Origin of the sequence: Nonomuraea sp. NPDC050680 (assembly GCF_040654555.1) — a bacterium.
GTDB lineage: Bacteria > Actinomycetota > Actinomycetes > Streptosporangiales > Streptosporangiaceae > Nonomuraea.
This window is the reverse complement of record NZ_JBFAIF010000013.1, coordinates 106276-131716: the sequence shown is the minus strand read 5'-3', so window position 1 is coordinate 131716 and position 25441 is coordinate 106276. Positions and strand designations below refer to the sequence as shown.

The window sequence follows — 25441 nt, the reverse complement described above, 5'->3', positions numbered from 1 at the left end:
CTCATGTGCTGGAACCCCGTAGGCGCCGGTGTTTCAGGTGGGGCTCGTGGGGCGGGAGTAGTGATCGTGGGCTGTCAGACTTGAGGGGCTGCGCGAGAGATGGAGGTCTTAGTGAGGTTGCGGCCCTACGCCTGGATGCCCTGGCCGTTCCGGTGGGTGGCGCGCGCACTGACCGTGGTCCTCGTCCTCGCGCTGGTGCTCGCCGGGGTGCTCGTGTACACGGCGCGACGGTCGTTCCCTCAGATGGACGGAGCCGTACGGCTACCCGGTCTAACCGGGAATGTGGAGATTTATCGTGATAAAGCGGGAATTCCACAAATCTACGCGGATACGGCCGATGACCTGTTCATGGCACAGGGGTTCGTCCACGCGCAGGACCGGTTCTGGGAGATGGACTTCCGGCGGCACGTGACCTCAGGGCGGCTGTCGGAGCTGTTCGGCAAGGCGACGCTCGACAACGACAAGGCCATCCGGACCATGGGCTGGCGCAAGGTGGCCGAGCAGGAGCTGCCCGAGCTGAGCGAGAGTACCCGCCGCTACCTCGACGCGTACGCCAAGGGCGTCAACGCCTGGCTCCAGGCCAACCCCAACGCCTCCGACCGGAGCCTCGAATACTCGGTGCTCAAGGTGCAGAACGGGTCCTACCAGCCCGAACCGTGGACCGCGCTCGACTCCGTCGCCTGGCTCAAGGCCATGGCCTGGGACCTGCGTTCCAACATGGAAGACGAGATCGACCGCGCCTTGGCGCTTACGAAGCTGCCTCGGGCTCGGGTCGAGCAGCTGTACCCGGATTACCCGTACGACAGCCATATGCCGATCGTCACCCAGGGCACGATCGCCGACGACCGCTTCGACCAGCGCGACCGCCTGCCCGCACGCGACACCACCGGCACTGCTCCACGCGGGACCACCGGCACCACTCCACGCGGGACCACTCCGCGCGGGACCACTCCACGCGGCCAAGGTGCCGCCAGGGCGCTCGCCCAAGCCGCGAAGACGCTCGACGCGGTGCCCGGCACGATGAGCACCGCGGACCGCGAGGGCATCGGGTCGAACTCGTGGGTGGTCTCCGGCGAGCACACGGCCAGCGGCAAGCCCTTGCTGGCGAACGACCCGCACCTGTTGGCGCAGATGCCGTCCGTCTGGTACCAGGTCGGGCTGCACTGCCGGAAGATCACGGAATCCTGCGCCTATGACGTGACCGGGTTCAGCTTCTCCGGCGTCCCCGGCGTGGTCATCGGCCACACCGACAAGATCGCCTGGGGCTTCACCAACCTGGGCCCCGACGTGGCCGACCTGTTCCTGGAGCGGGTGAAGGGCGACACGTACCTGTACAAGGGCGAGTCGGTGAAGCTGGAGACCAGGCAGGAAAAGATCAAGGTGGCCGGCGGCGCCACGGTCACGCTGAACGTCAGGAGCACCCGGCACGGCCCACTGATCAACGAGGTGATGGGCGACGTCAAACCGAGCGACGGCGCGAACGCCGTGGCTCTCCAGTGGACCGCTCTGACGCCCGGCACCACGGTCGACGCGATCTTCGCACTGAACGCGGCCACCGACTGGCAGGAATTCCGCGCCGCGGCCTCGCTCTTCGACGTGCCCGCGCAGAACCTGGTGTACGCCGACACCGAGGGCCACATCGGCTACCAGGCGCCCGGCCGGATCCCCGTACGCGAGAAGGGCGACGGCACGTGGCCGGTCCCCGGCTGGACCGGCGAGTACGACTGGCGCACGGCCCCCATCCCCTACGACCAGCTGCCCTCCATGGAGGACCCCGCCGACGGCTACATCGTGACGGCCAACAACGCCGTCATCGACCCCAGGCAGTACCGGCCGCTGCTGACCAAGGACTGGGCGTACGGCTATCGCTCCCAGCGCATCATCGACCGGCTCAACCAGGAGATCGAGAAGGGCAAGGTCGACGCCGCGACCATGTCCAAGATCCAGCAGGACACCCAGAACGGCCTGGCCAAGACCCTGGTCCCCGCCCTGATGCGGGTGCCACTGGCGGGGCCGGCCGTACAGGCCAGGCAGCTGCTGAAGGACTGGGACGGCTCGCAGGGCGTCGACTCGGCTCCCGCGGCGTACTTCAACGCGGTCTGGCGGCAGCTGCTCAAGCTGACGTTCGACGACGACCTGCCCGCCGGTGCCAGGCCGAACGGCGGCGACCGCTGGTACGAGGTGACCAAGCGGCTGCTCGAAAGCCCCGACGACCCCTTCTGGGACGACACCATGACCAAGGGCCGTACCGAGACCCGCGACGACATCGTCCAGCAGGCGCTGGCCTCGGCCTACCAGGAGGTGTCCGACCGGCTCGGCACAGACGTCACGGCCTGGCGCTGGGGCGACCTGCACCAGCTGACACTCACCAACGGCTCGCTCGGCACATCGGGCATCGCGCCCATCGAGGCGCTCTTCAACCGGGGCCCGTTCGAGGTGCCGGGCAGCAAGGACGCCCCGAACGCCACCGGCTGGAACGCGCAGCGCGACTACACGGTGACTTCGGTGCCGTCGATGCGGATGATCGTCGATCTAGGCGATCTGGACAAGTCTGGGTGGATCAACCTGACGGGGGCTTCGGGGCACGCGTTCCACGACAACTACTGGGACCAGGCGCCGCTGTGGGCAAAGGGAGAATTACTCCCGATGTACTCGAAACCGGCAACCGTCAAGAAGGCCGCCGTCCACACGTTGCGCCTCACTCCTTGACCCTGGCCTGGCTCCTCTCCCGCGTCCACCCGTCCGAACAGACCCGCCTGCGTGTCGTACGACTGGCGATCTGGACGTACATCACCGTCTCCGCGATCATCTCGGCCCTGGCCCGCCCACCGGCGCGAAGCCCACAACCATCAGGAGAGGAAGGAGCGTGACTCCCCGATCGCCAGATCCCATAGACCCTCTCGTGGCAAGCTCTGGGCACGCCAAGCGGACCGTGCGGCCTCGATCGGCGCCAGCAGCGGCTCTCCCGACAGCACGAACGTGCCCCAGTGCATGGTGGCCATCCGTCGCGCCCCGACGTCCAGACAGCCCCGCACAGCCTCCTCGGGATTGACGTGCGCGGCCTTCATGAACCAGTGCGGCTCATACGCCCCCACCGGCATGAGCGCCAGGTCCAGCCCACCGAACCTGTCCCCGATCTGCGCCAGCCGGTCCCCATAGCCGGTGTCGCCCGCGAAGTAGACCGAGCCGTCGATCACCCACCCACCCCAAAGCGTCTTGCACGTGTCCCAGACGGTCCGCCGACTCCAGTGGTGGGCGGGTACGAAGTCGAACGTGACATCGCCGATCGACGTGGACTCCCACCAGTCCAACTCCGTCACCCGGGTGAAGCCGCGCCGGTCGAACCAGGCCTTCAGCCGGGCGGGCACGAGGATCGGCGTGTCCCTCGGCAGCTTGCGCATGGTGGGCGCGTCCAGGTGGTCGTAGTGGTTGTGGCTGATCACCACGGCGTCGATCCTCGGCAGGTCGCTCCAGGCGACACCCGGAGGCGTCAGCCGCTGCCGTACCCCGGGAATCCTGCGCGACCACACCGGATCGGTCAGGATCGTCAACCCTCTGATCTGCAGGACGAATGTGGAGTGACCCACCCAGGTGACCATGGTCTCGCCGGTGGCGGCCCGAGGAAGACCGCCGTTGCGCAGCACCGGAATCTGGTCGGCGTCACCGATGTCCGGACGGAACGCGCCGTGCCAGGTGACGCTCAGCAGCTCACGAAACTCGGGGAGGGGGGCGGTGAGGCGGTCCTTGAAGCTGTCCGGCCAGTGCGGGACTTCGATCGTCTGCGTCATACGCGTCGCTCTGCCCTACGTAGCGGATCAGTCACTCCCACCAGTCCCGACCTGCACCCCTTCCCCACCAGAGGGGTACACGGATCACCCAGACCCACCGCGACCCGCGCCCCTTCTCCACCAGAGGGGTGCGCGTGGGTATCCACCGTCGTCGAGTCCGGCCAGCCGTTCGAAGACGTTGTACGAGGCCTGGTGCCCACAGACCACTACGGACATGAGCATGGCAACCAAGTAGAGCGGAAGCATCGGCAGGCCGGCGCACCAGGCCCACTGGGTGGCGTGCCGGCCCTCGTGCCGGATGAGCTGGTCTTCGAGCGAGTCGCGCCTGGTCAGGACGACATTTCCGACGGTGAAGGCCCCGGCGATGGGGAAGCGGTAGCGGTAGCCGAACGCGAGAACGAGGCCGTTGGGCCCACTCTGCCTCGTGGCACCGCCCACGACGGAGATCAGCAGGCCGAGCGGGGTGGAGAGGTTGACGTAGTTCACCGCCCGCCGGAACCGATAGCGCCTGTTCATGCGTTTCAGCCTTGACCAATCTTGACAAGACGGAATAATGATCCGCGTCCTGAAATCTCCCCCAAGAGCAGGATTATGAGATTCACCATCGTGGGCGCGCTGCTCGGCACCATGGCCTTGGCCGGAGCCGGCGGAGTCGCGATCACCCAGACGTCAGCGTCCGATCCCCTCAATTCCACTGGCCCTCCTCTCCGCGTAGAGGTGGCGTTACCCGCCGCCGCCCCGACGACGACCCCCACCCCTAAGGTCGGGAAGTACACCGCGAAGACGAAGGTCGTCAAGAAGAAGGGCGTCTCGTATCTGGATGTCTCCATCAAGTACGACGGAGCGGCCAGGTTCAGCGTGAAACAGAAGGTCTGCAAGGGCAAGTCGTGCAAGACGACGGCCACCGACCTCCCCGTGACCACCGGCGCCGGCCAGACCAGCAAGAAGATCGGCAAGGGTAGCTACAAGGTCAAGGGCAAAGCCGGCATCAAGGTCAAGGTCCTGCCCTGGCCCACCCGCACCGTGACAGCCAGCCCAACGGCGACGGCCACGGCGACGATCACCGGCACCCCTGGCACCAGCGATTCGGCAACAAATACGGCGACCGCGACAGTGACCGAAACGGCCACGGCGACTACCACGGTCACCCAGCAGGCCACGGTCACGGTCACTGAAGCCGCCCCAGCGGCCACTGTCACCGCCACGGCCACCTTCACCTGCCAACCCAGCACCGCAGAACCGTTGGCCCCTACCGAAACCCCGACAACCCCAGAAACCCCGACAGACTCGCCAATCCCGACAACCTCGGCAACCCCGGAACCCACCCCGACCCCGACCCCGACCCCGCCGGTCACGGCGTCGAACACGACGTCTGAGACAGCGGCCGAGACAGCGGCCGAGACAGCGGCCGAGACAGCGGCCGAGACAGCGGCCGAGACTGCGCCGAGCACGGCGCCCGAGACGGCGCCCGAGACGGCGCCCGAGACGGCGGCATCGACCGAGTCCGCTGCAGACCCGGTCCCCACGTGCCCGCCAGCAGCGGAAACGCCGTCGGCAACCCCCACGGCGGAAACACCGGCGCCCACGGACACAGCGTCCGAAACACCGGCGCCAACGGGCACGACCCCAACAACCGAGGCCCAATAACCCCGACCCGCCGACCCGGCTCCCCCTCCGGCGCCGGGTCGGCGGTGCTCCTACAGGTGCTAACGCAATGCAGCGTTGGTTTGCCGCCGGCCAGCCCGGTCGGATAGGAAGCTCGCATGCTAAAGGGGAGCAAAGTCGGGCTCAGGGCCCGGCACGCGGACGACATCCCGATCCTGCAGGTCGAGCTCTACGACGACGTGGTGACCCACTCGCGGGCCCAAGGACGGCCGTGGCGGCCGATCACGCCCGGCTCAAGGGACTCGCCGCTCGTGGTGGACGACAAGGAGCAGGGGCACGTCCCGTTCTCCGTGGTGGAGCTGGACGGCGGCACGCTGGTCGGCACCGCGGTGCTGTGGGGCATCGACAACCACAACCGGTCCGCGCACATCGGGCTGGGGCTGCTGCCGTCCTCCCGCGGCAAGGGCTACGGCACCGACGTGGTCGCGGTGCTGTGCCACTACGGTTTCGTCGTGCGCGGCCTGCAGCGGCTGCAGATCGAGACGCTCTCGGACAACGCCGCGATGCTGCGTTCCGCCGAGCGCAACGGCTTCGTCCGCGAGGGCGTGCTGCGCTCTTCGGCCTGGGTGATGGGCGAGTTCCTGGACGAGGTGCTGCTCGGGCTCCTCGTCCAGGACTGGAAGCCGGACTCGAAGGGCTAGGCTTCCGCCTCGCCCACGTACGGACTGGCAAGCGGGCAAGCGGGCAAGCGGGCAGGCGGGCAGGCGGGCAGGCGGGCAGGCGAAATGATCATCCTTGAGCCCCCGCTGGATTATTCATTTCAAATGGAGTTGAGCGTAATGCAGGTGTACTACCCCAAGCTCATCGCGCCGCTACGGAGAGTGGGGAGGCGTGAATTCGATCTGGCGCGACACATAGTCGTGATGGGAATCGTGAATCGCACGCCGAACTCGGGCCTGGATCCGAATCGTTCGATGGAGCTTGGTGCGGCGATCACGACGGCGGAGCGGGCGCTACGGGATGGCGCGGAATGGCTTGACGTAGGGGGTCGGGCGTTCCGCTCTGATCAGCCACCGCTGTCGGGAGCGGAAGAGATGGACCGAGTGGTGCCCGTGATCAAAGGCATCCGGGAGAAGAGCGACGCCGTGATCAGCGTGGACACTCACCTCCCGGAGGTCGCGGAGGCGGCTTACAGAGCGGGTGCCGATGTGATCAATGACACGAACGGGCTCCGTTCGCCGGGGATGGCGAGCCTTATTGCCGAGACGGGGATGAGCGTTGTCATTACACACAGCATCGGAGGGCCGGGGGAGGTAGTAGCGGGTCCCCAATATGGGGATATCGTCAGCGAGGTGACGGAATTCCTGCGTCAACGGGCGGACGCCGCGGTTGGGCACGGCATCAAGCCGGAGAAAATCTTCATCGACCCGGGTCACGACCTGAACAAGACCACCGAGCACTCGAACACGATGACCCGCCGCCTGGGAGAGATCGCGGCGATTGGCTATCCCGTACTAGTGGCCTGCAGCAATAAGCACTTCATTCGGGAAAGCCTCGGGGTAGGGCGAGATAGCGAAGCACTGAAGGCAGGGACGATCGCGGCGAACACGATGTGCGTTCATCAGGGCGCGCGGGTCGTACGGGTCCATGATGTTGCCGGGAATGTCGCCGCGATGAGAGCGGCGGAATCACTGCTCGGTTTGGCGTAAATCTGTGCCGTGGAAGCCAAGCCGGCCGCCAAAGGCGTAGCACCCGAAGGGCGGGCGTTGAGCGAGTTGGACCGGCGGTTTGGCGGACATCTTCTGACATGCGCGGCCGGTACGTCATAAGGTCTTGTAGCGGCCCTGGTGGTAAAGCAGCGGACGGCCGTCGGCCCGCGCGCCGAGCGCGGTAACCGCACCCACCACGATCGAGTGGTCGCCGCCCTCATGGACGGAGGTCGTCCGGACCTCCAGCGTCGCCACGGCGTCGGTGAAGAGCGCCACGCCCGATTCGCCCCGATGATGCGCCCAGCGTGCCAGTTGCCCGTCGAGCTCCCGCCCCCGGTGCGCGAAGAACCGCGACGCGTCCTCCATGGAGGCCGGTAGCACCGACACCCCCCACACACCCGCCTCCACCACGGCGTCGTGGAACCGGGCGACCTTCTCCGCGCAGAACAGTACGAGCAACGGGTCCAGTGACACGGACGTGAACGAGTTCACGGTCATCGCGTGATCGATCCCGTCGAGCCTGGTCGTGACGATCGCGACGCCGGTGGCGAACCGGCCGACCACCTTGCGGTAGCTGTCCCGATCGACGTGCTGCTCTGTGGAACCATGGTGCACGATCGCTACTTTATGCCTCTAAGTCGGGTTCCTTGGCTGCTGGCCATGCAACAACCAGGAACCGCCGCCCGACGAGGGCGCCAGCCAGAAGGCCACGAGCACCGCCGCCATGCCTCCATAGAGGTAGACGAACCCGGCGGGGCCGTTACCGGAGATCACCAGGTCGCCCTGCGACAGCTTGAGCGAGAAGGGCATGGACACCAGCAGCCACCCGAGCGCCGTCACCGACACTCCGAGGCGCGAACCCATGAGCTTGCCCGCCCCGAGGCAGACACCGAAGAGCGCGAGCATCCAGCCGATCGCCGAACCCGGGATCAGCCCGACGAACGGGACAGGACCGACGTGCCATATCGCCTGCGTGAATCCGCCCACGATGCCCATGACCAGCCCCAACACGAACAGCATGCCGTAGGCGGCCCCACCCAACGCCGACTCGGCCTGGCTGCGTTGCTCCATGAAGAACGAGGTTAGTGGATGCCTGCAAAGAGATCGTTCTCGCGGGTGTGCGGCGCTCCCATCCCGCCCGCCTCGATCGGCGCGCCGGGCATCGCGTGGCCAGGCGTGCCGAGCGCCAGGATGTAGTGCTCGACGCCCTGCGCCTCCTGGCCGATGTTGTTCGAGAGCGCGAACCACGGGTCGTCCACACTGATCTGCGTGGCGTGCGCGCGCATGGCGTCCAGCTTGTTGCCGACCCACGGCCGCGCGTCGATCTCCGTGGTGATCACCTCGTCGGGGCTGGCGAACGGCATGTCGTCGACGTCCTCGACGAGAAAGCCGACGTCGGCCGCGCGCAGCGCCTCAGCCATACGGCGCATCACCGACCTGGCGGCGGCCGTGTGGTAGAACTTCGTGATCCGCCACGGCGCGCCCTCCCCGAAGCGCGGGTCGGCGGCGAGTTCGTACGCCCGCCGCGAAACGCGATGTGCCTGGATGTGGTCGGGGTGCCCATAGAAGCCGTTGTCGTCATAAGTGACCAGCACCTGGGGCCGTACCTCGCGGATGACCTTGACCAGCTCGCCCGCCGCCTCGTCGAGGTCGGCCTGCCAGAACGCGTTGGGCCGGTCATTGGAGGCGACGCCCATCATGCCCGAATCGCGCCAGCGGCCCGGCGCGCCCAGGAAGCGGTGGTCCTCGACGCCGAGCGCCTTGCAGGCCATCGCGAGTTCGGCGATGCGGTGCGTGCCCAGCGTGTCCTCGCGGTCGGCGGCCAGGTGGGCGAGCTCCGCGGGGATGACCTCCCCCTCCTCGCCGAGCGTGCAGGTCACGAGCGTGACGTGCGCGCCCTCCGCCGCGTACTTGGCCATCGTCGCGCCGGTGCCGATCGACTCGTCGTCGGGGTGGGCGTGCACCAGCAGCAGCCGTCGGTCCGTCATGCGTTCGAGCGTACTGGCAGGATTAGGGCATGAGTGAGAGCTTCCCGCGCCTGTCGGCCAGGACCCGCAGGTTCACCCTCGGAGTGCCCAGGGGCTTCACGATCTCCCCCGACGGCGGCAAAGTCGTGTTCCTGCGTACGAAGTCCGGCACCGACCCCGTGACGTGCCTATGGGAACTCGACACCGAGACTCACGTCGAGCGCCTCGTGGTCGACCCGCGCACGCTCGACGCCGACGACGGCGACCTCCCGCCCGAGGAACGCGCCCGGCGCGAGCGCAGCCGCGAGCAGGCGGGCGGCGTGGTCGGCTACAGCACCGACTCCTCGGTGACCCGGGCCGCCTTCGCACTGGCCGGCGGCCTGTACGTCACCGACCTGCCCACCGGCGGGACCCGGCGGCTGGAGACGCCGGGCGCGGTCATCGACCCTCGCATCTCCCCCGACGGCCGGCGGGTCGCGTACGTCAGCGGGGGCGCCCTACGGGTGCACGACCTGGCGACGGATGACGACCGCGCCCTCGCGGAGCCCGAGTCGCCGACCGTCACGTACGGCCTGGCCGAGTTCATCGCCGCCGAGGAGATGGACCGGATGCGCGGCCACTGGTGGTCGCCGTCGAGCGACGCGCTCCTGGTCGAACGGGCCGATGAGGCGCCGGTCCACACCTGGCACATCGCCGACCCGGCCAACCCGGACCGGCCCGCGACGGCCCAGCGCTATCCGGCCGCCGGCACGCCGAACGCGGTGACCCAGTTGTTCGTGCTCGGAGTCGACGGGTCGCGCGTGGCGGTGCCGTACGAGGACGAATACCTCACGACGGCCGCCTGGAGCTCCCATGCGCTGTCGATCGTGACCATGTCGCGTGATCAGAAGAGGCTGCGCCTGTTCGCGGTCGATCCGGCGACGGGCGTGTCCACGCTGGTCCGCGAGGACACCGATCCGGCGTGGGTCGACGTCGTCACCGGCGTGCCCGCGCACCTCGACGACGGCTCGCTGGTCTGGGTGGCCACCGCCGACGGCGGCAATCGCCTGTTCGTGGGTGACCGCGCCGTCACCCCGCCCACTCTGCAGGTACGCGCGGTGCTCGACGTCGACCACGACAGCGTGCTGTTCAGCGCGAGCGGCGACCCCACCGAGATCCAGCTGTGGACCTGGGACGGCCACTCGCTGTTGCCCGTGTCGACCCGGTCCGGCGTGTTCTCTGGGCGGATGTCCGGCGGCGTCGGCGTACTGACCGAGCAGAGCCTCGACGCCGAGGGCGTGTCCACCACGGTCGTACGGCGTGACGGCATGGCCGTCCCGATCCCCTCGCTGGCCGAGCGCCCCGGCCTCGACCTGCGGGTCTCACTCGGCCGCTCCGGCCGCCGCGACCTCTCCACCGCCGTGGTACTGCCCTCCTGGCACGAGCAGGGCTCGCGGAAGCTGCCGGTCCTGATGGATCCGTACGGCGGGCCGCACGCGCAGCGGGTGCTCAACCGTCGCGGCGGCTACCTGGAGAGCCAGTGGTTCGCCGAGCAGGGCTTCGCCGTCATCGTGGCCGACGGCCGCGGCACCCCGGGCAGGGGCCCCGCCTTCGAACGCGCCGTACTGAACGACCTGGCCACGCCGCCGCTGGAGGACCAGATCGACGCCCTGCAAGGGGTGGCCGAGCAATACCCCGATGACCTCGACCTGACGAAGGTGGCCATCAGGGGCTGGTCGTTCGGCGGCTTCCTGGCGGCACTGGCCGTGCTGCGCCGGCCCGATGTGTTCCACGCCGCGGTGGCGGGGGCGCCGGTGACGGACTGGCGGTTGTACGACACGTGTTACACGGAGCGGTACCTGGGGCATCCGGACGAGCAGGCTGACGTGTACGACAACTCCTCGTTGTTCGGCGATGCGGCCAAGCTGGAGCGGCCGCTGCTGCTGATCCACGGGCTGGCCGACGACAACGTCGTGGCCGCGCACACGCTTCGCTTGTCGTCGGCGCTCCTGGCGGCGGGGCGGCAGCACAGCGTGCTCCCACTGTCGGGCGTCACCCATATGACGCCGCAGGAGGTCGTGGCGGAGAACTTGCTGCTGCTGCAGGTGGAGTTCCTGAAGAGGTCCTTGGGCGTGTGACCGCCTGGGGAGGGCCGTGGCCCGAACTCCTGTGCTGTAGGTGAAGCTCGTCGGTCGACCACTTCGAGTAGGCCACGTCTCAGGTGTCGTCAGCCCGTGGCATGACATGCCACGGGCTGATCCGCCCCCTCCCAGATCAGCCCGTGGTCCGATGTGCCCGAAACCCCCTCTGCGGGATCGTCGTGCGCATGCTCAAGCACTTCTCCCTCTCCATCGCCATCGCCCTCCTCGGCTCCGGCGTCCAGTCCCAGCAGGCGGCCACCCTCGACTGGACCGCCTGCCCCACCGACAAGGCCGGGATGACCTGCGCCGACCTCCAGGTCCCCGCCGACTGGCAGAAACCCGACGGCCGCAAGATCACCCTCAAGCTGGGCCGGCTGAAGGCCACCGGCACCACCTCCGAAGGGTCGGTCCTGGTGGCCTACGGCGGCCCCGGCGGCCCCGGCATCGCTTTGACCCAGACCTACGCGGACCTCTGGACCAAGCTGCGCGAACGCATGGACGTCATCACCTGGGACACCCGCGGCTACGGCGCGCAGTTCGGCGGCCTCAGCACCGGGCTGGCCTGCACCTGGACCCGAGTCCCGCTGCCCGACTTCCCCAAAGACGACGCCGACTTCGGACGGCTCTCCGACACCAACCGCGGCTACGCGGAGGCCTGCCGCAACAAGGACCCCGAGCTGTTCGCCAACATGAGCTCGGCCGACAACGCCAGAGACATGGAGGCCATCAGAAAGGCCCTGGGCGACGGCAAGCTCAACTTCTACGGCGCCTCCTACGCCGGGATCTACGCGCAGGACTACGCCCGGCTCTTCCCCGGCCAGGTGCGCACCATGGTGATCGACGGCACGATCAGTCACAGCGGCACCGACTGGACCGCTGACATGGTCGAGATGGCCAAGGACAATGAGACGTCCTTCAGCCGCTTCTTCACCTGGTGCGCCGGTGCGGGCAAGTGCCGAGAGCTGTCCACCCAGTGGCGCGGCCTGGTTGCCAAGGCCGACCGCTCCCCGGTGCCCGCCAAGTCGGCAGGCATCGCCTATACGGGCCGCGACCTGCAATCCCTCGCCTTGGGATTCGCCCAGCAGGGCCCCGACAGCTATCCCAAGCTGGCGGAGGCCCTCCGCAAGACCGTAGGCGGCGACGCCTCCGGCTTCGTCCCCGCCCGCGGCTCCCGCTACCCCGACCAGTCGACCGGGGTCACCGAATGCACCGACTGGCCACGCCCCTCCAGCCGCGCCGAGCTCGACAAGACGATCACCCGGCTCCGCAAGATCGCCCCCAACGCGGGCGCGGCCAACACTTTGGCGACGGGCACGCTCGGCTGCATCGGCTGGCCGGTATCAGTGACCAACCCGCCCGCACCTCTCCCCAAGGGCCTGCCGCCGATGCTCGGCGCTGGTGCCTGGCGCGAGTCCGACGCGGTCGCCCGGATTCTCACGCAGGTACCGGGCAGCGCCACCATCCGTCATGAAGGCCCAGGACACACGCTCTTCGCCTTCAACGAGTGCGCCCGCAACCACATGATCCGCTACTTCACGGACCGCACCTTGCCGTCCCCTGACACGAAGTGCTGACCACCCCCGGAAACCGACTCATCGACGGCCAAAGAGTGGCCCATCAAAAGCCGATGACCGAGAGCCATCGACCAGAACCGAGATCAAGTGTCGGTGACCGGGACTAGACGGTCAGGAATGCTGTGCCAGCCACTCTGCCGACTCGTCTGTGGCCAGGGGGCGGGTGGTGGCCGGAGTCCCGTGCCAGCTACTCCACAGGGCCGCGTACGAGCCGCCCTCAGCCACCAGCTCATCGTGCGACCCGAGCTCGGTGATCCGTCCGTCCTCGACCACCGCCACCCGGTCCGCGTCGTGCGCCGTGTAGAGGCGGTGGGCGATGGCGATCACCGTGCGACCGTCGAGCACCGCCGCCAGCGACCGCTCCAGGTGCCGGGCGGCTCGGGGGTCGATGAGCGAGGTGGCCTCGTCCAGCACCAGCGTGTGCGGGTCCGCCAGCACCAGGCGGGCCAGCGCCAGCTGCTGGGCGTGGGCAGGAGAGACGGTCATCCCACCGGACCCGACGACCGTGTCGAGTCCGTCGGGCAGGGCGAGCACCCAGTCGAGCGAGTCGACCGCCGCGAGGGCCGCGCGCACGGCGGTGTCGTCGGCGTCCGGGCGGGCGATCAGCAGGTTGTCGCGGAGCGTGCCCTTGAAGACGTGGTGTTCCTGGGTGACCAGCGCGACGTGGCCGCGCAGGTCGTCGAGGGGCAGGTCGACCAGGGGCACACCGCCCACCGACACCGCGCCCGTACGCGGGCCGTGGATACCCGCCAGCAGCCTGCCGAGCGTCGACTTGCCCGCGCCGGAAGGGCCGACCATGGCCAGCCGCTCTCCCGGCCGGACGGTCAGCGACACGCCGTGCAGCACGTCGCGGCCTTCACGGTAGGCGTAACGGACGTCGTCGGCCTCCAGCAGTTCGCCCGTGGGCCGTGCGGTGGAGGCGGTCCGGTCGTCGGGCACGTTCGCCACGCCGAGCAGCCGGGCCATGGCGGCCCCGCCCACCTGCAACTCCTCGATCCACATGAGAAAGCGGTCGAGCGGGTCGATGAGCTGCTGCGCGTACAGGATGGCGGCGGTGACCTGGGCCAGCGACACCCAGCCGTTGGTGTAGAACAGGCCGCCGATGAGCAGGGTCGAGGCGACCGGGATCACATAGCCCAGCTCGACGGCGGGATACCAGATCGTGCGCAGCCACAGCGTGTAGCGTTCGGCGGCGAACGAGCCGCGGATGTCGTTCGCGGTCCGCGCCTCCCGCCGGCGCTGGAGGCCGAGCGCCTCCACGGCCCTGGCGCCCTCGACGGTCTCGGCCAGTCCCTCGGTCATGTCCGCGTAGGCGGCGTTCTCGCGCAGGTAGCCGTCGCGGGCCCGGTTGAGGTACCAGCGGGTGGAGATCCAGAGCAGTGGCACCGCGATCAGCATCGGCAGCATGAGCAGCGGGCTGACCAGCACCACCGCACCCACGGTGATCGTGAACGTGACGCTCGCGATCAGCGTCTCGGGCACGGCGTGCCGGACGGTCTGGGAGAGGGAGTCGACGTCGCGGGAGGTCCTGGTGATCAGGTCGCCGGAGCCGGCCCGCTCCACCGTCGACAGCGGCAGGCCGAGCACCCGGTCGACGAACTCCTCACGCAGCTCGGCGAGGACTTTCTCGCCGAGCTTGGCCGAGGCGAGCACCGCGTAACGCACCAGAGCGCCCTGCCCGAACAGGAACGCGCCGATGCCGGCGGCGAAGAGCAGCACGTTGACGTGGCCGTTGTCCTGGACGTTCTGCACCAGCTTGCCGAGTTGCCAGGGCACGGCCAGGCCCACGATCGCCGCGAGCCCGTGCAGGGCCAGCACGACGGTGAGCTGGCGCGGATACTTGAGCGTCAGCCGCCTGGCGTAGGCGCGCACCTGTCTCTGGTCGGCGACCGGCAGGATCTCGCGGGCCATCGTCAGTCCTCCCCTCTCGTCACGGTCGTGGTGTATTCCGGCGAGGTCGCCAGCAGGTCGCGGTGCGTGCCTTCGGCGAGCACCCTGCCGTTCTCGACGTAGAGCACGTGGTCGGCGCGGTCGAGCACCAGCGGGCTGGTCGTGCAGACCAGCGTGGTCTTGCCGACGCGGGCCTTGGCCAACCGCTCGCCGATGCGGGCCTCGCTGTGGGCGTCCACCGCGCTGGTCGGCTCGACCAGGATGAGCACCTCCGGATCGGCGAGCAGCGCCCTGACCAGTCGGAGTCGCTGCTGCTGCCCGCCGGAGAACTCCCGGCCGGCCTCGGCCACCAGGGCGTCGAGCCCGTCGGGCAGGGCCTCGACGATGTCCTCGGCGCAGGCGGCGTACAGCGCCTGCTCCACCCGCTCGCCGGAAGCGTCGCCGCGGACGTCGAGCTCGTCGCGGAGCCTGCCGGTGAACAGGCGGGCGCCGTTGTCGGCGACCAGGATGCGCTCACGGATCTCGGCCATCGGCAGCCTCGCCAGGTCTGCCCCGCCAAAAGTGACGTCGCCGTCCGCGTAGCGGCCCAGCCGGTCGGCGATGGCGATGGCGTCCTCCGGCAGAGCGGCCGCGATCGCGGTCAGGATGCCCGGCTGGACGGTGACGCCGCTGTAGGAGTCGCGCAGCACTCCGCCATCACTGGTGCCGGTGCCCCCTGACACCTCGGGTTCGATGGACAGGATGCGCACCACGCGGCGGGCCGCCACATGGCCCTTGGTCACCTTGTCGGCGACCTCGGTGAGCGTACGCATCGGGCCGATCAGGAAGACCGCGTAGCCGTAGAAGGCGACGAGCTGACCCGTGGTGATCTCGCCGCCGATGGCGAACGAGGCGCCTATCCCGGTGACGACCGCGATGAGCACTCCGGGCAGCAGGATCTGCGCGCCTTCGAGCAGCGATTCGATCTTGGAAACGTTGACGCCCGCGTGTCGTACGCCCTGGGACTCCTCGCGGTAGCGCGCGGCGAACACCTGCTCGCCGCCGATGCCGCGCAGCACCCGCAGGCCCGCCACGATGTCGGCCGACCTGGTGGACAGCTCGCCCATCAGGTCGCGCTGGGCCTTCTGCCGCCTGTGCAGCGGCTTGAGCAGCGGCCCGATCGCGACGGCCATCAGCGGCACGCCGAACATCACCAGCAGGCCCAACGGCAGCGAAGTGGAGATGAGGATCACGGTGACCGCGATGATCGCCACGACGGAGCCGGTGCCACGCGGCAGGACCTCCATCGAGTTGCCGATGTGGGAGATATCGGAGTTGCCGACGCTGACGACCTCGCCGGTCGAGACCCGCTTGGGCAGCGTGGCACCGAGCCGCGCGGCCTGCCGGGCGGTCACTTGTACGGTGCGGTAGGCGGCGGCCAGCCAGTTGTAGACCGCCATCCGGTGCCGCATGATCCCGGTGAACGCCTGCAGCATGCCGATCACAAGCATGATCGCCGACCAGGTCAGCAGCGCGTCGGTGTCCTTGGCCGTGACGGCGTCGATGCCCTTGCCGAGCACGGCGGGGACCAGCGCCTGCAAGAGCCACCAGGCGGTGGCGAAACCGATGCCGCCCAGCAATGCCGGAGCCTGGGCACGCGCGTTCCACCACAGGTACCGGAGCGGGCTGCGGATGTCGGGCATGCCGAAATCGGCTTCTGGAAGGGATCGCATAGCTCATCAAGGTTGACAAGGCGCCGGCTGACCCGGCAAACCATTTTCCGACTCGGGCACCGCGATGGTGCTGACCGCCCAGGTCCACCGGTTTCCGACCTGAGCACCGCGACGGTGCTCACCGACCAGATCCACCGGTCTCCGACCTGAACACCACACCGGCGCTCACCGACCAGATCCACCGGTCTCCGACCTGAACACCACACCGGCGCTCACCGACCAGATCCACCGGTCTCGACCTGAACACCACACCGGTGCTCACCGACCAAGTGCAGCGGTCCGTTGTCTTGGCGGCCGGCTGCGCGTACGACCTGCCTGAGGTGAACCGCACCGACGTGGATGGCCGACCCCTGCCAGATCGGCGTTCCGGCCACGGCGCTCGGCGAAGGCGTTCCGTCAAGGCGTGCCGACGGAGGCGGTCCGACCACTGCGATCCCGCCGGTCCTCCGGTCCGACCACTGCGATCCCGCCGGTCCCCCGGTCCGACCATGGCGGTCCCGTGCGGGCGGTCCGGCGCCCCGGTCATCCGGCGGACGCCTGCCGCCGGATTGTTCTTGCGCCCGGCCACGAGCGCGGAGTAGAGAACAGGGAGCAAGGAGCGCGCAGCAGAGACACGCCGAAGCGCTTTACAGGACGCATGTTCGCATCGGGCTGACACTTCGTCGTGCTTTTGCCGTTCAGCCGCCCGGTGCCTGCGGTTTCCTCACCATTCTACCGCCGACCCGGTCTTACACCGTGTATCGAGGGTGGCTCAGGTGATTCCGGGGATCTTCCCGGTACGCCAGAATCGGTCCCTGTGAAGCACGGGTACACCAACAGCACGGTCGGCGACGACACATGGGTCGTCAAGTGTTACGAAGGTCCTGACGCGGCGATCCGCCTCAAGACCGAGAGCAGGTTCCTGCGCCGACTGCGCGGGCGGCTGCCTGTGCCCGCCGTACACCGGGTGACCCCGACGAGCGTGACCACTCGCTACGTACGCGGGGCGCACGGCCAAGACCTGCTCGACGAGGGCCGCGTGACCGAGGTCCTCGCCGGATGCGGGCAGACGCTGGCCCGCATCCACCGGCTCGGGATCGTGCACGGCGATTACGGGCCGCAGAACCTGCTGTTCGATCCCGCCACGTTCGAGACGGCGGCGATCCTCGACTGGGAGTGGGCGCACCCGGGCGAGCCGATCGAGGACCTCGCGTGGTGCGAATGGATCGTACGCATGCACCACCCGGAGCACGTATCGCGCCTGCCGTCCTTCTTCGACGCGTACGGCGGCCCGGTGCCGTCCTGGCCGGACCGTCACGCGGCCATGGTGGCGCGCTGCCGTGCCCTGCTCGACTTCACCGGCCGGTGGGAGCCGGGCGGCGACGGCGAGAAACTGTGGCTCGAGCGCCTCGACATCACCGCCTCCTGGACCGACGCAGCCTGACACAGCCTGACGCCGACGCGGGCGGACATAAGGGCGGTGTCGTGGCGCGTGGCGTACGGGCCGGCTCGCGTCGCGCTCGTGGCCGGCCTGGGGCCGCCGTCTGGAGCCGCGGCCCGTCAGAGCAAGCGCAGCCGCCAGTCGTTGCAGCGCATCGGATGACCTACCGGGTACTCGAAGTCGACCTCCCCGACGAAGGTGAACCCGGCCTTGCGGCAGATCGCGTTGGACGCCTGATGCTCCACGGAGGGGTAGGCATGCAGGTGCCGGTGCCTGCCCTCCGCCCGAGCCTTGGTCGCGATGGCAATGGCAGCCGCCGTCGCGATGCCCCGCCCCTGAAACTCCGGCAAAATCCCCCAGCCCGTCTCATACACGGTCTCACCCTGCCATTCGCGCTCCCAGAAGCCGATCGAGCCGACCGTCTCCAGCTCAGGCTCGACGACCACGCTGAACATGGCGCCCAAGCCCGGATCATCCAGCTTGAGGTAGCGCTCGTGCCGCCCGACCACCTCTTCCTCGGTCTCGGGACCGCCCAGGTGCTCGGTCATCTCAGGAGCGTTGAGGCGGCGCAGCAGCTCCAGGTCACCCTGCGACCAGGACTCAAGTCGGACAAAAGGTATCTCCATCCCGCGGATGGTACTCAACGAGTCTGACAATCACCGCGCGAACCTTGCGACGTCCGGACCCATCTTGCGAGTGACCGTGCCGTGTTCGGATTACCTCCGCCGACGGGAGCGATGAAGACACTCCTACGGTGTTGCCGCGGCGGCCGAAGAAGGTCTCGAACATCTGTCGTCCGGATGCGCCGAGGTGGGGTTGCAGTGCCGGCCGGCAACCCGCGGGCGCGACGGTTCTGCGAACGATTCGGGATCACATCGTTGGGACGGCAGGACCCGCCGCCGGAGGAGGCGCACTATCGGCTGAGGGTACGCACTATTCGCTATGAGAACCTCAGGTTCTGCTATGGGCTCGTAGTCCGTGTTGTGCCGGTGGAACGTGGTCTGGGGCACGGATTCGGTCTCATCTTCGGAGGCGGCGGCGAGTGTGGGGTTTCCGGCCAAGCCTGGGGTTGCGGAGGCGGGGGCGGCGTTCGCTTGGACGCCCGGGGATGGGCCGTGACCGTCATCTTCCGGCTCGCCCCCGAAACGGCCCATCCGTACCTCAGCCAACTCACGGAACAACTCGATGACGTCCAGCCGTGTGCCCGACCGGCGCTCGGTGCCCGCCCCACCGCCCGCAGGCGGTGGACAGCGTCCGGCGGGCCATGCACCCAAGCCGGGACGGCGCCAGCCGTACCGGACAGGGCATGTCAGGAATTCTCACCATCGGACCGGCTTCCACCACGCCAAAGCCACCCCCGTGCTCATGCTCGCCAAGCACCGGGGCGGCCCAGGCCAGGCCACGCCCGTCCGAGTTGCCTGATTCCTTCAGGGAACTACAGGGAATTCAAGACGCTCGCAGGGAGTACATGAGCGGGACCCTGGGTGCACCCTCCGGCAAGCGGTACCCAGTGTGGTCGCCGGACATCGTGGCGAAGCGGCGGAAGAGGGTGTGGTCATACTCGTGCAGGAACTCCACACGCAGGCCCGCCGCCGCCACCGCGCTGACAACATCACCGATGCCGTGCTGGAACTGCACGGAGGTGTGAGACTCGATCAGCCGGCCACCGGTGTAGGTGTACGGTTCCTCCCAGACGTGCGGACCCCGGTCGAAGTAGTCGTAGGCGATCGTCGTGCCGGTCTCTTCATCAAGGACATGGGGAAAGGGGTGGAATTCCGCGAGGTACAGGAATCCGCTCGGTTTCAGCAGCGCGGCGACCGCCTCCGCCCAGCGGGTGAGCTCGGGCAGCCACACCAGGGCGCCGAGGCCGGTGTAGACGATGTCGTAGGTCTCGCCGAGCGCCTCGACCGCGTCGTACACGTCGGCGGTGACGAACCTCGCCGGCAGGCCGCAGTCGGCGGCGATGGCCTTGGCCTGGTCGATGGCGGCGTCGGAGAAGTCGAGCCCGGTCACCTCGGCGCCGAGCCTGGCCCAGGAGAGCGTGTCCAGGCCGAGGTGACACTGCAGGTGCGCCAAGCGGCGGCCGGACACGTCGCCGACCTCCGCGACCTCGAATGGTCTCAGGACGCTCCGGCCGTTGGCCTTGAAACCGTCGACATCGTAGAAGTCGCTGTCGAGATGGATCGGGACCCGTGCGTTCCAGTTGGCCCGGTTGGTCGTCAGATAGTCCATGACGCCTGAGCGTAAGCAGGAACGCGGTCGCGACGCCTCCCATTAAGTCGGGCGTACCGCCGCCAAAGGAACCTGCCGAATTCGGACTCACCCAGCCGGCCGGGCCGCGACGTTCGGATCAGGTTTGCCAACCCGGCGTTCGATCAGAGCTGGGCGCATCGATGGCAGCAGTGTCGCCGCGCTGTCAGGATGGGAGTATGTCCGGCGATCTTCGGCTGCGAGCCACCTTCGACCGCGTGGCTGACCTCTATCAGGACGCCCGCCCCGACTACCCGGCGGAGCTGTATTCCGACCTGCTGGCGATCACCGCGATCACGCCACCCGCGCACCTGCTCGAAGTCGGATGCGGTCCGGGCAAAGCCACGCTGCCATTGGCACGGATGGGCTTCAGGATCACCGCGGTCGAACTCGGCGATGCTCTGGCGGCCGAGGCACGGCACCGCCTCGCCGAATTCGCCGACGTTTCCGTGATCACGTCGTCATTCGAAGACTGGGAGCCGCCGGCAGAGACCCGCTTCGATCTCGCCTACGCGGCCACGGCGTGGAAATGGGTGGACCCGGAGGTCAAGTACGCGAAAGCAGCCGAGCTGCTCGCCCCGGGCGGCCATTTGGCCGTGTGGAACGCCGACCACGCGTTCCCGGCAGGTTTCGACCCGTTCTTTACCGAGATCCAGAAGGTCTACGACGAGATCGGCGAAGGTGATGGCGCCCCGTGGCCGCCGCCACCGCCTGAGAACCGGTCCGACCCCATCGCCACCGAATTTGCGACCTCCGGACACTTCACGGTGGTCGGGACGAGACTCTACGTGTGGGCTTTGCGCTACACGACAGACGAATACATCGCTCTGCTCGACACGTTCTCCGGCCACATCGCCATGGAGCCGGCCAGACGCGAACATCTCTACCGTGAGGTTCGCCGTCTCCTCGCCGCACGCCCGGACGGACGACTCGTCCGCCACTGGTCGGTCGGCCTCACCATCGGCCGACGCCTATGACCCGGAGAAACCCGTGACCAAACGACGCCCGTGCACCGGATCTTGACGCGCTCTCCCCGGAAACCGCACACCGACCTGCTTGGCTCATGGTCATGACGACCATCGCGTACCTGGACCAACTCGCCGCCAGCACCCCCGGCCGCGCGTACAAGCGGGACCTGCTGACCATGATGGACCTGCGGCCCAGCCAGACCGTACTCGACATCGGCTGCGGCCCCGGCACCGACCTGGCCGATCTCTCCGACGGTGTGACTCCTTCGGGTACGGTGATCGGCCTCGACCACGACCCGGCCATGGCGGACCAGGCCCGCTTACGGCTGGCTGACCGTGCCAACGTCGAGATCCGCGTCGGCGACGCCCACGCGATGCCCCTCGACGACGGCACCGTCGACCGGGCGCGTACGGATCGGATGCTGCAGCACGTACCGGGCCCGGGGCGGGTGCTGGCCGAGTTTCGCCGCGTGGCCCGGCCGGGCGCCACCATCGCCATGGCCGAACCCGACTGGCACGGCCTGCTGATCGACTCACCGGCCGGCCCGGGCCTCGTCCGGTACATCACCACGGAGGTGATCAGAAACCCGGCCATCGGCCGGAGTCTCGCCCGCCTCGCCGAACAGGCCGGACTGACCGTACGTACGGCGACGGTGTTCAGCCCGGTGATCCGGGACCTGGAGACGGCCGAGCAGCTCTTCGGCCTCCGCCGCACCCTCTCCAGGGCTGTGCACGCGGGTTACCTGGAGGACTCCGCCGACCTCGGCTCCGGGCCCTTCCTGGCGACTTGCACGCTGTTCATGGTGGTGGCCGACGCACCTTGACGGCGCCAACGCCTGGCAGACCGGAAGTTCCCGGCACAGGCAATCTGACGACGGGTGGGCCGTACACAACAAGTACAGAGCAAGTACCAGCTCTGTACGGCCCGCAGCCCCCTACTTGGCGTTCGCCTTGAGGTAGTCGCTGTTCATCTGGGCGATGGTGTCCAGCGGAATCCCCTTGGGGCACACAGCGGTGCACTCACCCGTGTTCGTGCACCCGCCGAACCCCTCCGCGTCCATCTGGTCCACCATCGCCTTGGCCCGCGTCAGACGCTCCGGCTGGCCCTGCGGAAGCAGCGACAGGTGAGTGATCTTGGCGGCCGTGAAGAGCGACGCCGACCCGTTCGGGCAGGCCGCCACGCAGGCCCCGCAGCCGATGCAGGTGGCGGCGTCGAAGGCGTCGTCGGCGTCCTCCTTGCGTACCGGGATGCTGTGGGCGTCGGGCGCCGAGCCCGCCGGGACCGAGATGAAGCCGCCGGCCTGAATGATGCGGTCGAACGCCGACCGGTCAACCACCAGGTCCTTCACCACCGGGAACGGTGCCGCGCGCCACGGCTCGATGGTGATGGTGGCGCCGTCCTCGAAGTGCCGCATGTGGAGCTGGCAGGTGGTGGTGGCGCGCTGCTCGCCGTGCGCGACGCCGTTGATGACCATGCCGCACATGCCGCAGATGCCCTCGCGGCAGTCGTGGTCGAAGGCCACCGGGTCGTCGCCCGACAGGATGAGGCGCTCGTTGAGGACGTCGAGCATCTCCAGGAAGGACATGTCCGGGGAGACATCTTCAACCCGGTAAGTCGCCATCTTGCCGGGAGCTGACGGGCCGCTCTGGCGCCAGACCTTCAAAGTCAAGTTCACTTGTAGCTCCGCTGGGTCATCTTGACGTACTCGTACTCGAGCGCTTCCTTGTGCAGCACCGGTCCGTCCCCGGAGAACTCCCAGGCCGACACGTGTGCGAAGTGCTCGTCATCCCGCAGGGCCTCGCCGTCGGCGTCCTGCGACTCGGCGCGGAAGTGGCCGCCGCACGACTCGGTGCGGATCAGCGCGTCCAGGCACATGAGCTCGGCCAGGTCGAAGAAGTCCGCGACCCGCCCGGCCTTCTCCAGGACCTGGTTCAGCTCCTCGGCGGTGCCCGAGACCTTGACGTCGCGCCAGAATTCCTCGCGCAGCTCCGGAATGCGCTCCAGCGCCTTGCGCAGCGACTCCTCGGTGCGTTCCATGCCGCAGTAGTCCCACATGAGCTTGCCGAGCTCGCGGTGGAAGGAGTCGGGGGTACGCGTGCCGTTCACCGCGAGCAGCCGGTCGATCTTGTTTCGTACCTTGATCTCGGCCTCGGCCACGGCGTCCTCGGAGACCTCCCCGAACGGCCCGGCCGCCAGGTAGTCGCCGAGCGTGGTGGGCAGCACGAAGTAGCCGTCGGCCAGGCCCTGCATCAGCGCCGAGGCGCCGAGGCGGTTGGCGCCGTGGTCGGAGAAGTTGGCCTCGCCGATCACGAACAGGCCGGGGATCGTGGACTGCAGGTCGTAGTCCACCCACAGGCCGCCCATGGTGTAGTGGACGGCCGGGTAGATGCGCATCGGCGCCTCGTAGGGGTTCTCGCCCGTGATGCGCTCGTACATCTCGAAGAGGTTGCCGTACTTCTTCTCCACGGCGTCCCGGCCGAGACGGTTGATCGCGTCGGCGAAGTCCAGGTAGACCCCGAGCCCACCGGGTCCGACGCCGCGGCCCTCGTCGCAGACGTTCTTGGCGGCGCGGGAGGCGATGTCCCGGGGGACAAGATTCCCGAAAGCCGGATAAATCCGCTCCAGGTAGTAATCGCGTTCGTCTTCTGGAATGTCGCCAGGAGCCCGGGAGTCACCGCCGACGAGCGGCACCCACACCCGGCCGTCGTTGCGCAGCGACTCCGACATCAGCGTCAGCTTCGACTGGTACTCGCCCGACACCGGAATGCAGGTCGGGTGGATCTGCGTGTAGCAGGGGTTGGCGAAGTACGCGCCACGCTCGTGCGCCCGCCAGATCGCCGTGGTGTTGCACCCCTTGGCGTTCGTGGACAGGAAGAACACGTTCCCGTAACCGCCGGAGGCCAGCACGACGGCGTCGGCCACGTGCCGCTCGATCTCCCCGGTGACCATGTCGCGGACGATGATCCCGCGCGCCCGGCCGTCGGCCACGATCACGTCGAGCATCTCGTGCCGGGTGAACATCTCCACGGTCCCGGCCGCGATCTGCCGCTCCAGGGCCTGGTAGGCGCCGAGCAGCAGCTGCTGGCCCGTCTGGCCGCGCGCGTAGAACGTACGCGACACCTGCGCGCCGCCGAACGATCGGGTGTCCAGCAGCCCGCCGTACTCACGGGCGAACGGGACGCCCTGGGCGACCGCCTGGTCGATGATGTTCACGGAGACCTGGGCGAGGCGGTAGACGTTCGACTCGCGGGCCCGGAAGTCACCGCCCTTCACCGTGTCGTAGAAAAGGCGATAGATCGAGTCACCGTCGCCGCGGTAGTTCTTCGCGGCGTTAATCCCGCCCTGCGCGGCGATGGAGTGCGCGCGGCGCGGCGTGTCCTGATAACAGAACGACTTGACGTTGTAGCCCAGCTCCCCCAGCGTCGCGGCGGCGGAACCGCCCGCCAGGCCGGTGCCGACCACGATCACGTTGAGCTTGCGCTTGTTGGCCGGGTTGACGAGCTTGGCGCCGAACTTCCGCTTCTCCCACCGCTCCTCGATGGGACCCGAGGGGGCCTTGGCGTCCTTGATCTCCGGGCCTTCGGTGTACTTCACTTGATCACTCCGAACGTGACGGCGAGCGGCGGCGCGAGGAAGCCGATGACCAGGACCGCGGACACCAGCGCCGCGACCGGGCGAAGGGCCTTGAAACGGGTGGCCCAGCCAAGGGTCTGGAACATGCTCCAGATGCCGTGCCGCAGGTGCAGACCGACCATGACGACGGCCACGACGTAGAAGAGCGTGACCCACCAGCGCGACAGGTCGAACCCGGCGATCATCCGGTCGGCCGGCGCGGCGTCGTACCCCTTGGGGTTCACCACGCCGAAGCTCAGGTCGAGCAGGTGCCAGACCAGGAAGAGCAGGATCGTCACGCCACCCCACCGCATGATGTGCGTGGTGTAGCCCTTGGCCTGCGACTTCTTGGCCACGTACTTCACCGGCCGGGCGTGGTGGGCCCGCCGCGCCAGCGAGATCGCGGCCCACATGTGCAGGACCACCGCCACGACGAGGCCGGCCTCCAGCAGCGTCAGCACCGTCCGGTACGGCGCGAGCGGCTCCAGCAGGGTGCGGAGCGCCTCGGCGTACTCGTTGAACGAGTCCTTGCCGAGGAAGATCTTGAGGTTGCCCAGCATGTGGAGGATCAGGAAGAGCACCATCGCGGCGCCCGTGACGGCCATGATGGCCTTCTTGCCATTGGACGAGCGCAGGAATCCGCCGCGCTTTCCGCTGGGGGTCGGCTTTTTCGGCGTGGGCTTCAAGACTGGCGCGGTAGCGGCGCCTCGCTCAATCGTGGCTGTCACGTCTTCCGACGCTAGATACCCAGCCATGATCCGTCCAAGTCATGACAGGCCTGGTTTCCATAGCCTTCCGCTATGATGCTTGGTTTGTACGGCCGGC

At 68.4% G+C, this 25441-nt stretch carries 21 protein-coding genes; 9 read left to right on the top strand and 12 right to left on the bottom strand.

Annotation, left to right across the window (positions count from 1 at the left end):
- Positions 1 to 111: 111 nt before the first annotated feature.
- Complete coding sequence (locus tag AB0H88_RS34275) at positions 112 to 2709, top strand: penicillin acylase family protein (RefSeq protein ID WP_357651870.1); 2598 nt, start codon at positions 112 to 114, stop codon at positions 2707 to 2709.
- Between the two features lie 140 nt (positions 2710 to 2849).
- Here AB0H88_RS34275 and AB0H88_RS34270 read toward each other — a convergent pair whose 3' ends face one another.
- Positions 2850 to 3788: an MBL fold metallo-hydrolase gene (locus AB0H88_RS34270; protein ID WP_357651868.1), complete on the bottom strand. Its 939-nt coding sequence runs from the start codon at positions 3786 to 3788 to the stop codon at positions 2850 to 2852.
- A gap of 84 nt (positions 3789 to 3872) precedes the next feature.
- On the bottom strand, positions 3873 to 4304 hold the full coding sequence (locus AB0H88_RS34265; protein WP_357651867.1) for a hypothetical protein: 432 nt from the start codon (positions 4302 to 4304) through the stop codon (positions 3873 to 3875).
- Positions 4305 to 4379: 75 nt separating this feature from the next.
- On the opposite strand from AB0H88_RS34265, the gene AB0H88_RS34260 reads away from it, so the two are divergent.
- From AB0H88_RS34260 to folP, 3 genes are all read left to right on the top strand, one after another.
- A complete protein-coding gene (locus AB0H88_RS34260; RefSeq protein WP_357651865.1) occupies positions 4380 to 5435 on the top strand; it encodes a hypothetical protein in 1056 nt (351 codons plus the stop codon).
- A 116-nt stretch (positions 5436 to 5551) separates the two neighbouring features.
- Positions 5552 to 6094: a GNAT family protein gene (locus AB0H88_RS34255; protein WP_357651863.1), complete on the top strand. Its 543-nt coding sequence runs from the start codon at positions 5552 to 5554 to the stop codon at positions 6092 to 6094.
- A gap of 84 nt (positions 6095 to 6178) precedes the next feature.
- A complete protein-coding gene (gene folP / locus AB0H88_RS34250; protein ID WP_357651861.1) occupies positions 6179 to 7102 on the top strand; it encodes a dihydropteroate synthase in 924 nt (307 codons plus the stop codon).
- Between the two features lie 114 nt (positions 7103 to 7216).
- Here the strand turns inward: folP and AB0H88_RS34245 are convergent, their stop codons facing one another.
- From AB0H88_RS34245 to mshB, 3 genes are read right to left on the bottom strand one after another with little or no spacing between them, the layout of a single operon-like run.
- Positions 7217 to 7717 (bottom strand): flavin reductase family protein, encoded by a 501-nt coding sequence (locus AB0H88_RS34245; protein ID WP_357651859.1) that lies wholly within the window; start codon positions 7715 to 7717, stop codon positions 7217 to 7219.
- A gap of 18 nt (positions 7718 to 7735) precedes the next feature.
- Positions 7736 to 8173, bottom strand: a complete 438-nt coding sequence (locus AB0H88_RS34240) for a DUF6113 family protein (RefSeq protein ID WP_357651857.1) — start codon at positions 8171 to 8173, stop codon at positions 7736 to 7738.
- Positions 8174 to 8184: 11 nt separating this feature from the next.
- On the bottom strand, positions 8185 to 9090 hold the full coding sequence (mshB, locus tag AB0H88_RS34235) for an N-acetyl-1-D-myo-inositol-2-amino-2-deoxy-alpha-D-glucopyranoside deacetylase (protein ID WP_357651855.1): 906 nt from the start codon (positions 9088 to 9090) through the stop codon (positions 8185 to 8187).
- Positions 9091 to 9119: 29 nt separating this feature from the next.
- Here mshB and AB0H88_RS34230 point away from each other — a divergent pair, with 29 nt between their 5' ends.
- Positions 9120 to 11186 carry a DPP IV N-terminal domain-containing protein gene (locus AB0H88_RS34230; RefSeq protein ID WP_357651853.1) on the top strand — a complete coding sequence of 689 codons (2067 nt, stop codon included), beginning with the start codon at positions 9120 to 9122 and terminating at the stop codon, positions 11184 to 11186.
- A 188-nt stretch (positions 11187 to 11374) separates the two neighbouring features.
- Positions 11375 to 12763, top strand: a complete 1389-nt coding sequence (locus AB0H88_RS34225) for an alpha/beta fold hydrolase (protein ID WP_357651851.1) — start codon at positions 11375 to 11377, stop codon at positions 12761 to 12763.
- A 111-nt stretch (positions 12764 to 12874) separates the two neighbouring features.
- Here AB0H88_RS34225 and AB0H88_RS34220 read toward each other — a convergent pair whose 3' ends face one another.
- Together AB0H88_RS34220 and AB0H88_RS34215 are read right to left on the bottom strand one after the other, a co-directional pair.
- A complete protein-coding gene (locus tag AB0H88_RS34220; protein WP_357651849.1) occupies positions 12875 to 14674 on the bottom strand; it encodes an ABC transporter ATP-binding protein in 1800 nt (599 codons plus the stop codon).
- A 2-nt stretch (positions 14675 to 14676) separates the two neighbouring features.
- On the bottom strand, positions 14677 to 16365 hold the full coding sequence (locus AB0H88_RS34215; RefSeq protein ID WP_357651847.1) for an ABC transporter ATP-binding protein: 1689 nt from the start codon (positions 16363 to 16365) through the stop codon (positions 14677 to 14679).
- 796 nt (positions 16366 to 17161) lie between these two features.
- On the opposite strand from AB0H88_RS34215, the gene AB0H88_RS34210 reads away from it, so the two are divergent.
- Positions 17162 to 17788 carry a phosphotransferase gene (locus AB0H88_RS34210; RefSeq protein WP_357651845.1) on the top strand — a complete coding sequence of 209 codons (627 nt, stop codon included), beginning with the start codon at positions 17162 to 17164 and terminating at the stop codon, positions 17786 to 17788.
- A gap of 116 nt (positions 17789 to 17904) precedes the next feature.
- Here AB0H88_RS34210 and AB0H88_RS34205 read toward each other — a convergent pair whose 3' ends face one another.
- Positions 17905 to 18411 carry a GNAT family N-acetyltransferase gene (locus tag AB0H88_RS34205; protein WP_357651843.1) on the bottom strand — a complete coding sequence of 169 codons (507 nt, stop codon included), beginning with the start codon at positions 18409 to 18411 and terminating at the stop codon, positions 17905 to 17907.
- An 820-nt stretch (positions 18412 to 19231) separates the two neighbouring features.
- Positions 19232 to 20017 carry a class I SAM-dependent methyltransferase gene (locus AB0H88_RS34200; RefSeq protein ID WP_357651842.1) on the bottom strand — a complete coding sequence of 262 codons (786 nt, stop codon included), beginning with the start codon at positions 20015 to 20017 and terminating at the stop codon, positions 19232 to 19234.
- Positions 20018 to 20214: 197 nt separating this feature from the next.
- On the opposite strand from AB0H88_RS34200, the gene AB0H88_RS34195 reads away from it, so the two are divergent.
- Together AB0H88_RS34195 and AB0H88_RS34190 are read left to right on the top strand one after the other, a co-directional pair.
- Positions 20215 to 21012: a class I SAM-dependent methyltransferase gene (locus AB0H88_RS34195; protein ID WP_357651839.1), complete on the top strand. Its 798-nt coding sequence runs from the start codon at positions 20215 to 20217 to the stop codon at positions 21010 to 21012.
- A 92-nt stretch (positions 21013 to 21104) separates the two neighbouring features.
- Positions 21105 to 21827, top strand: coding sequence for a methyltransferase domain-containing protein (locus AB0H88_RS34190; RefSeq protein WP_357651837.1), 723 nt, complete (start codon positions 21105 to 21107; stop codon positions 21825 to 21827).
- A 111-nt stretch (positions 21828 to 21938) separates the two neighbouring features.
- On the opposite strand, the gene AB0H88_RS34185 is transcribed toward AB0H88_RS34190, so the two are convergent.
- Genes AB0H88_RS34185 through AB0H88_RS34175 form a run of 3 tightly spaced genes read right to left on the bottom strand, consistent with a single transcriptional unit; the run spans position 21939 to position 25302 of the window.
- On the bottom strand, positions 21939 to 22679 hold the full coding sequence (locus AB0H88_RS34185; protein ID WP_357651835.1) for a succinate dehydrogenase/fumarate reductase iron-sulfur subunit: 741 nt from the start codon (positions 22677 to 22679) through the stop codon (positions 21939 to 21941).
- Complete coding sequence (locus AB0H88_RS34180) at positions 22676 to 24598, bottom strand: fumarate reductase/succinate dehydrogenase flavoprotein subunit (RefSeq protein ID WP_357651833.1); 1923 nt, start codon at positions 24596 to 24598, stop codon at positions 22676 to 22678. The genes AB0H88_RS34185 and AB0H88_RS34180 overlap by 4 nt, the downstream gene beginning before the upstream one ends.
- Positions 24595 to 25302, bottom strand: a complete 708-nt coding sequence (locus tag AB0H88_RS34175) for a succinate dehydrogenase cytochrome b subunit (protein ID WP_357651832.1) — start codon at positions 25300 to 25302, stop codon at positions 24595 to 24597. Before AB0H88_RS34175 ends, AB0H88_RS34180 begins: the two co-directional genes overlap by 4 nt.
- Positions 25303 to 25441: the final 139 nt, after the last annotated feature.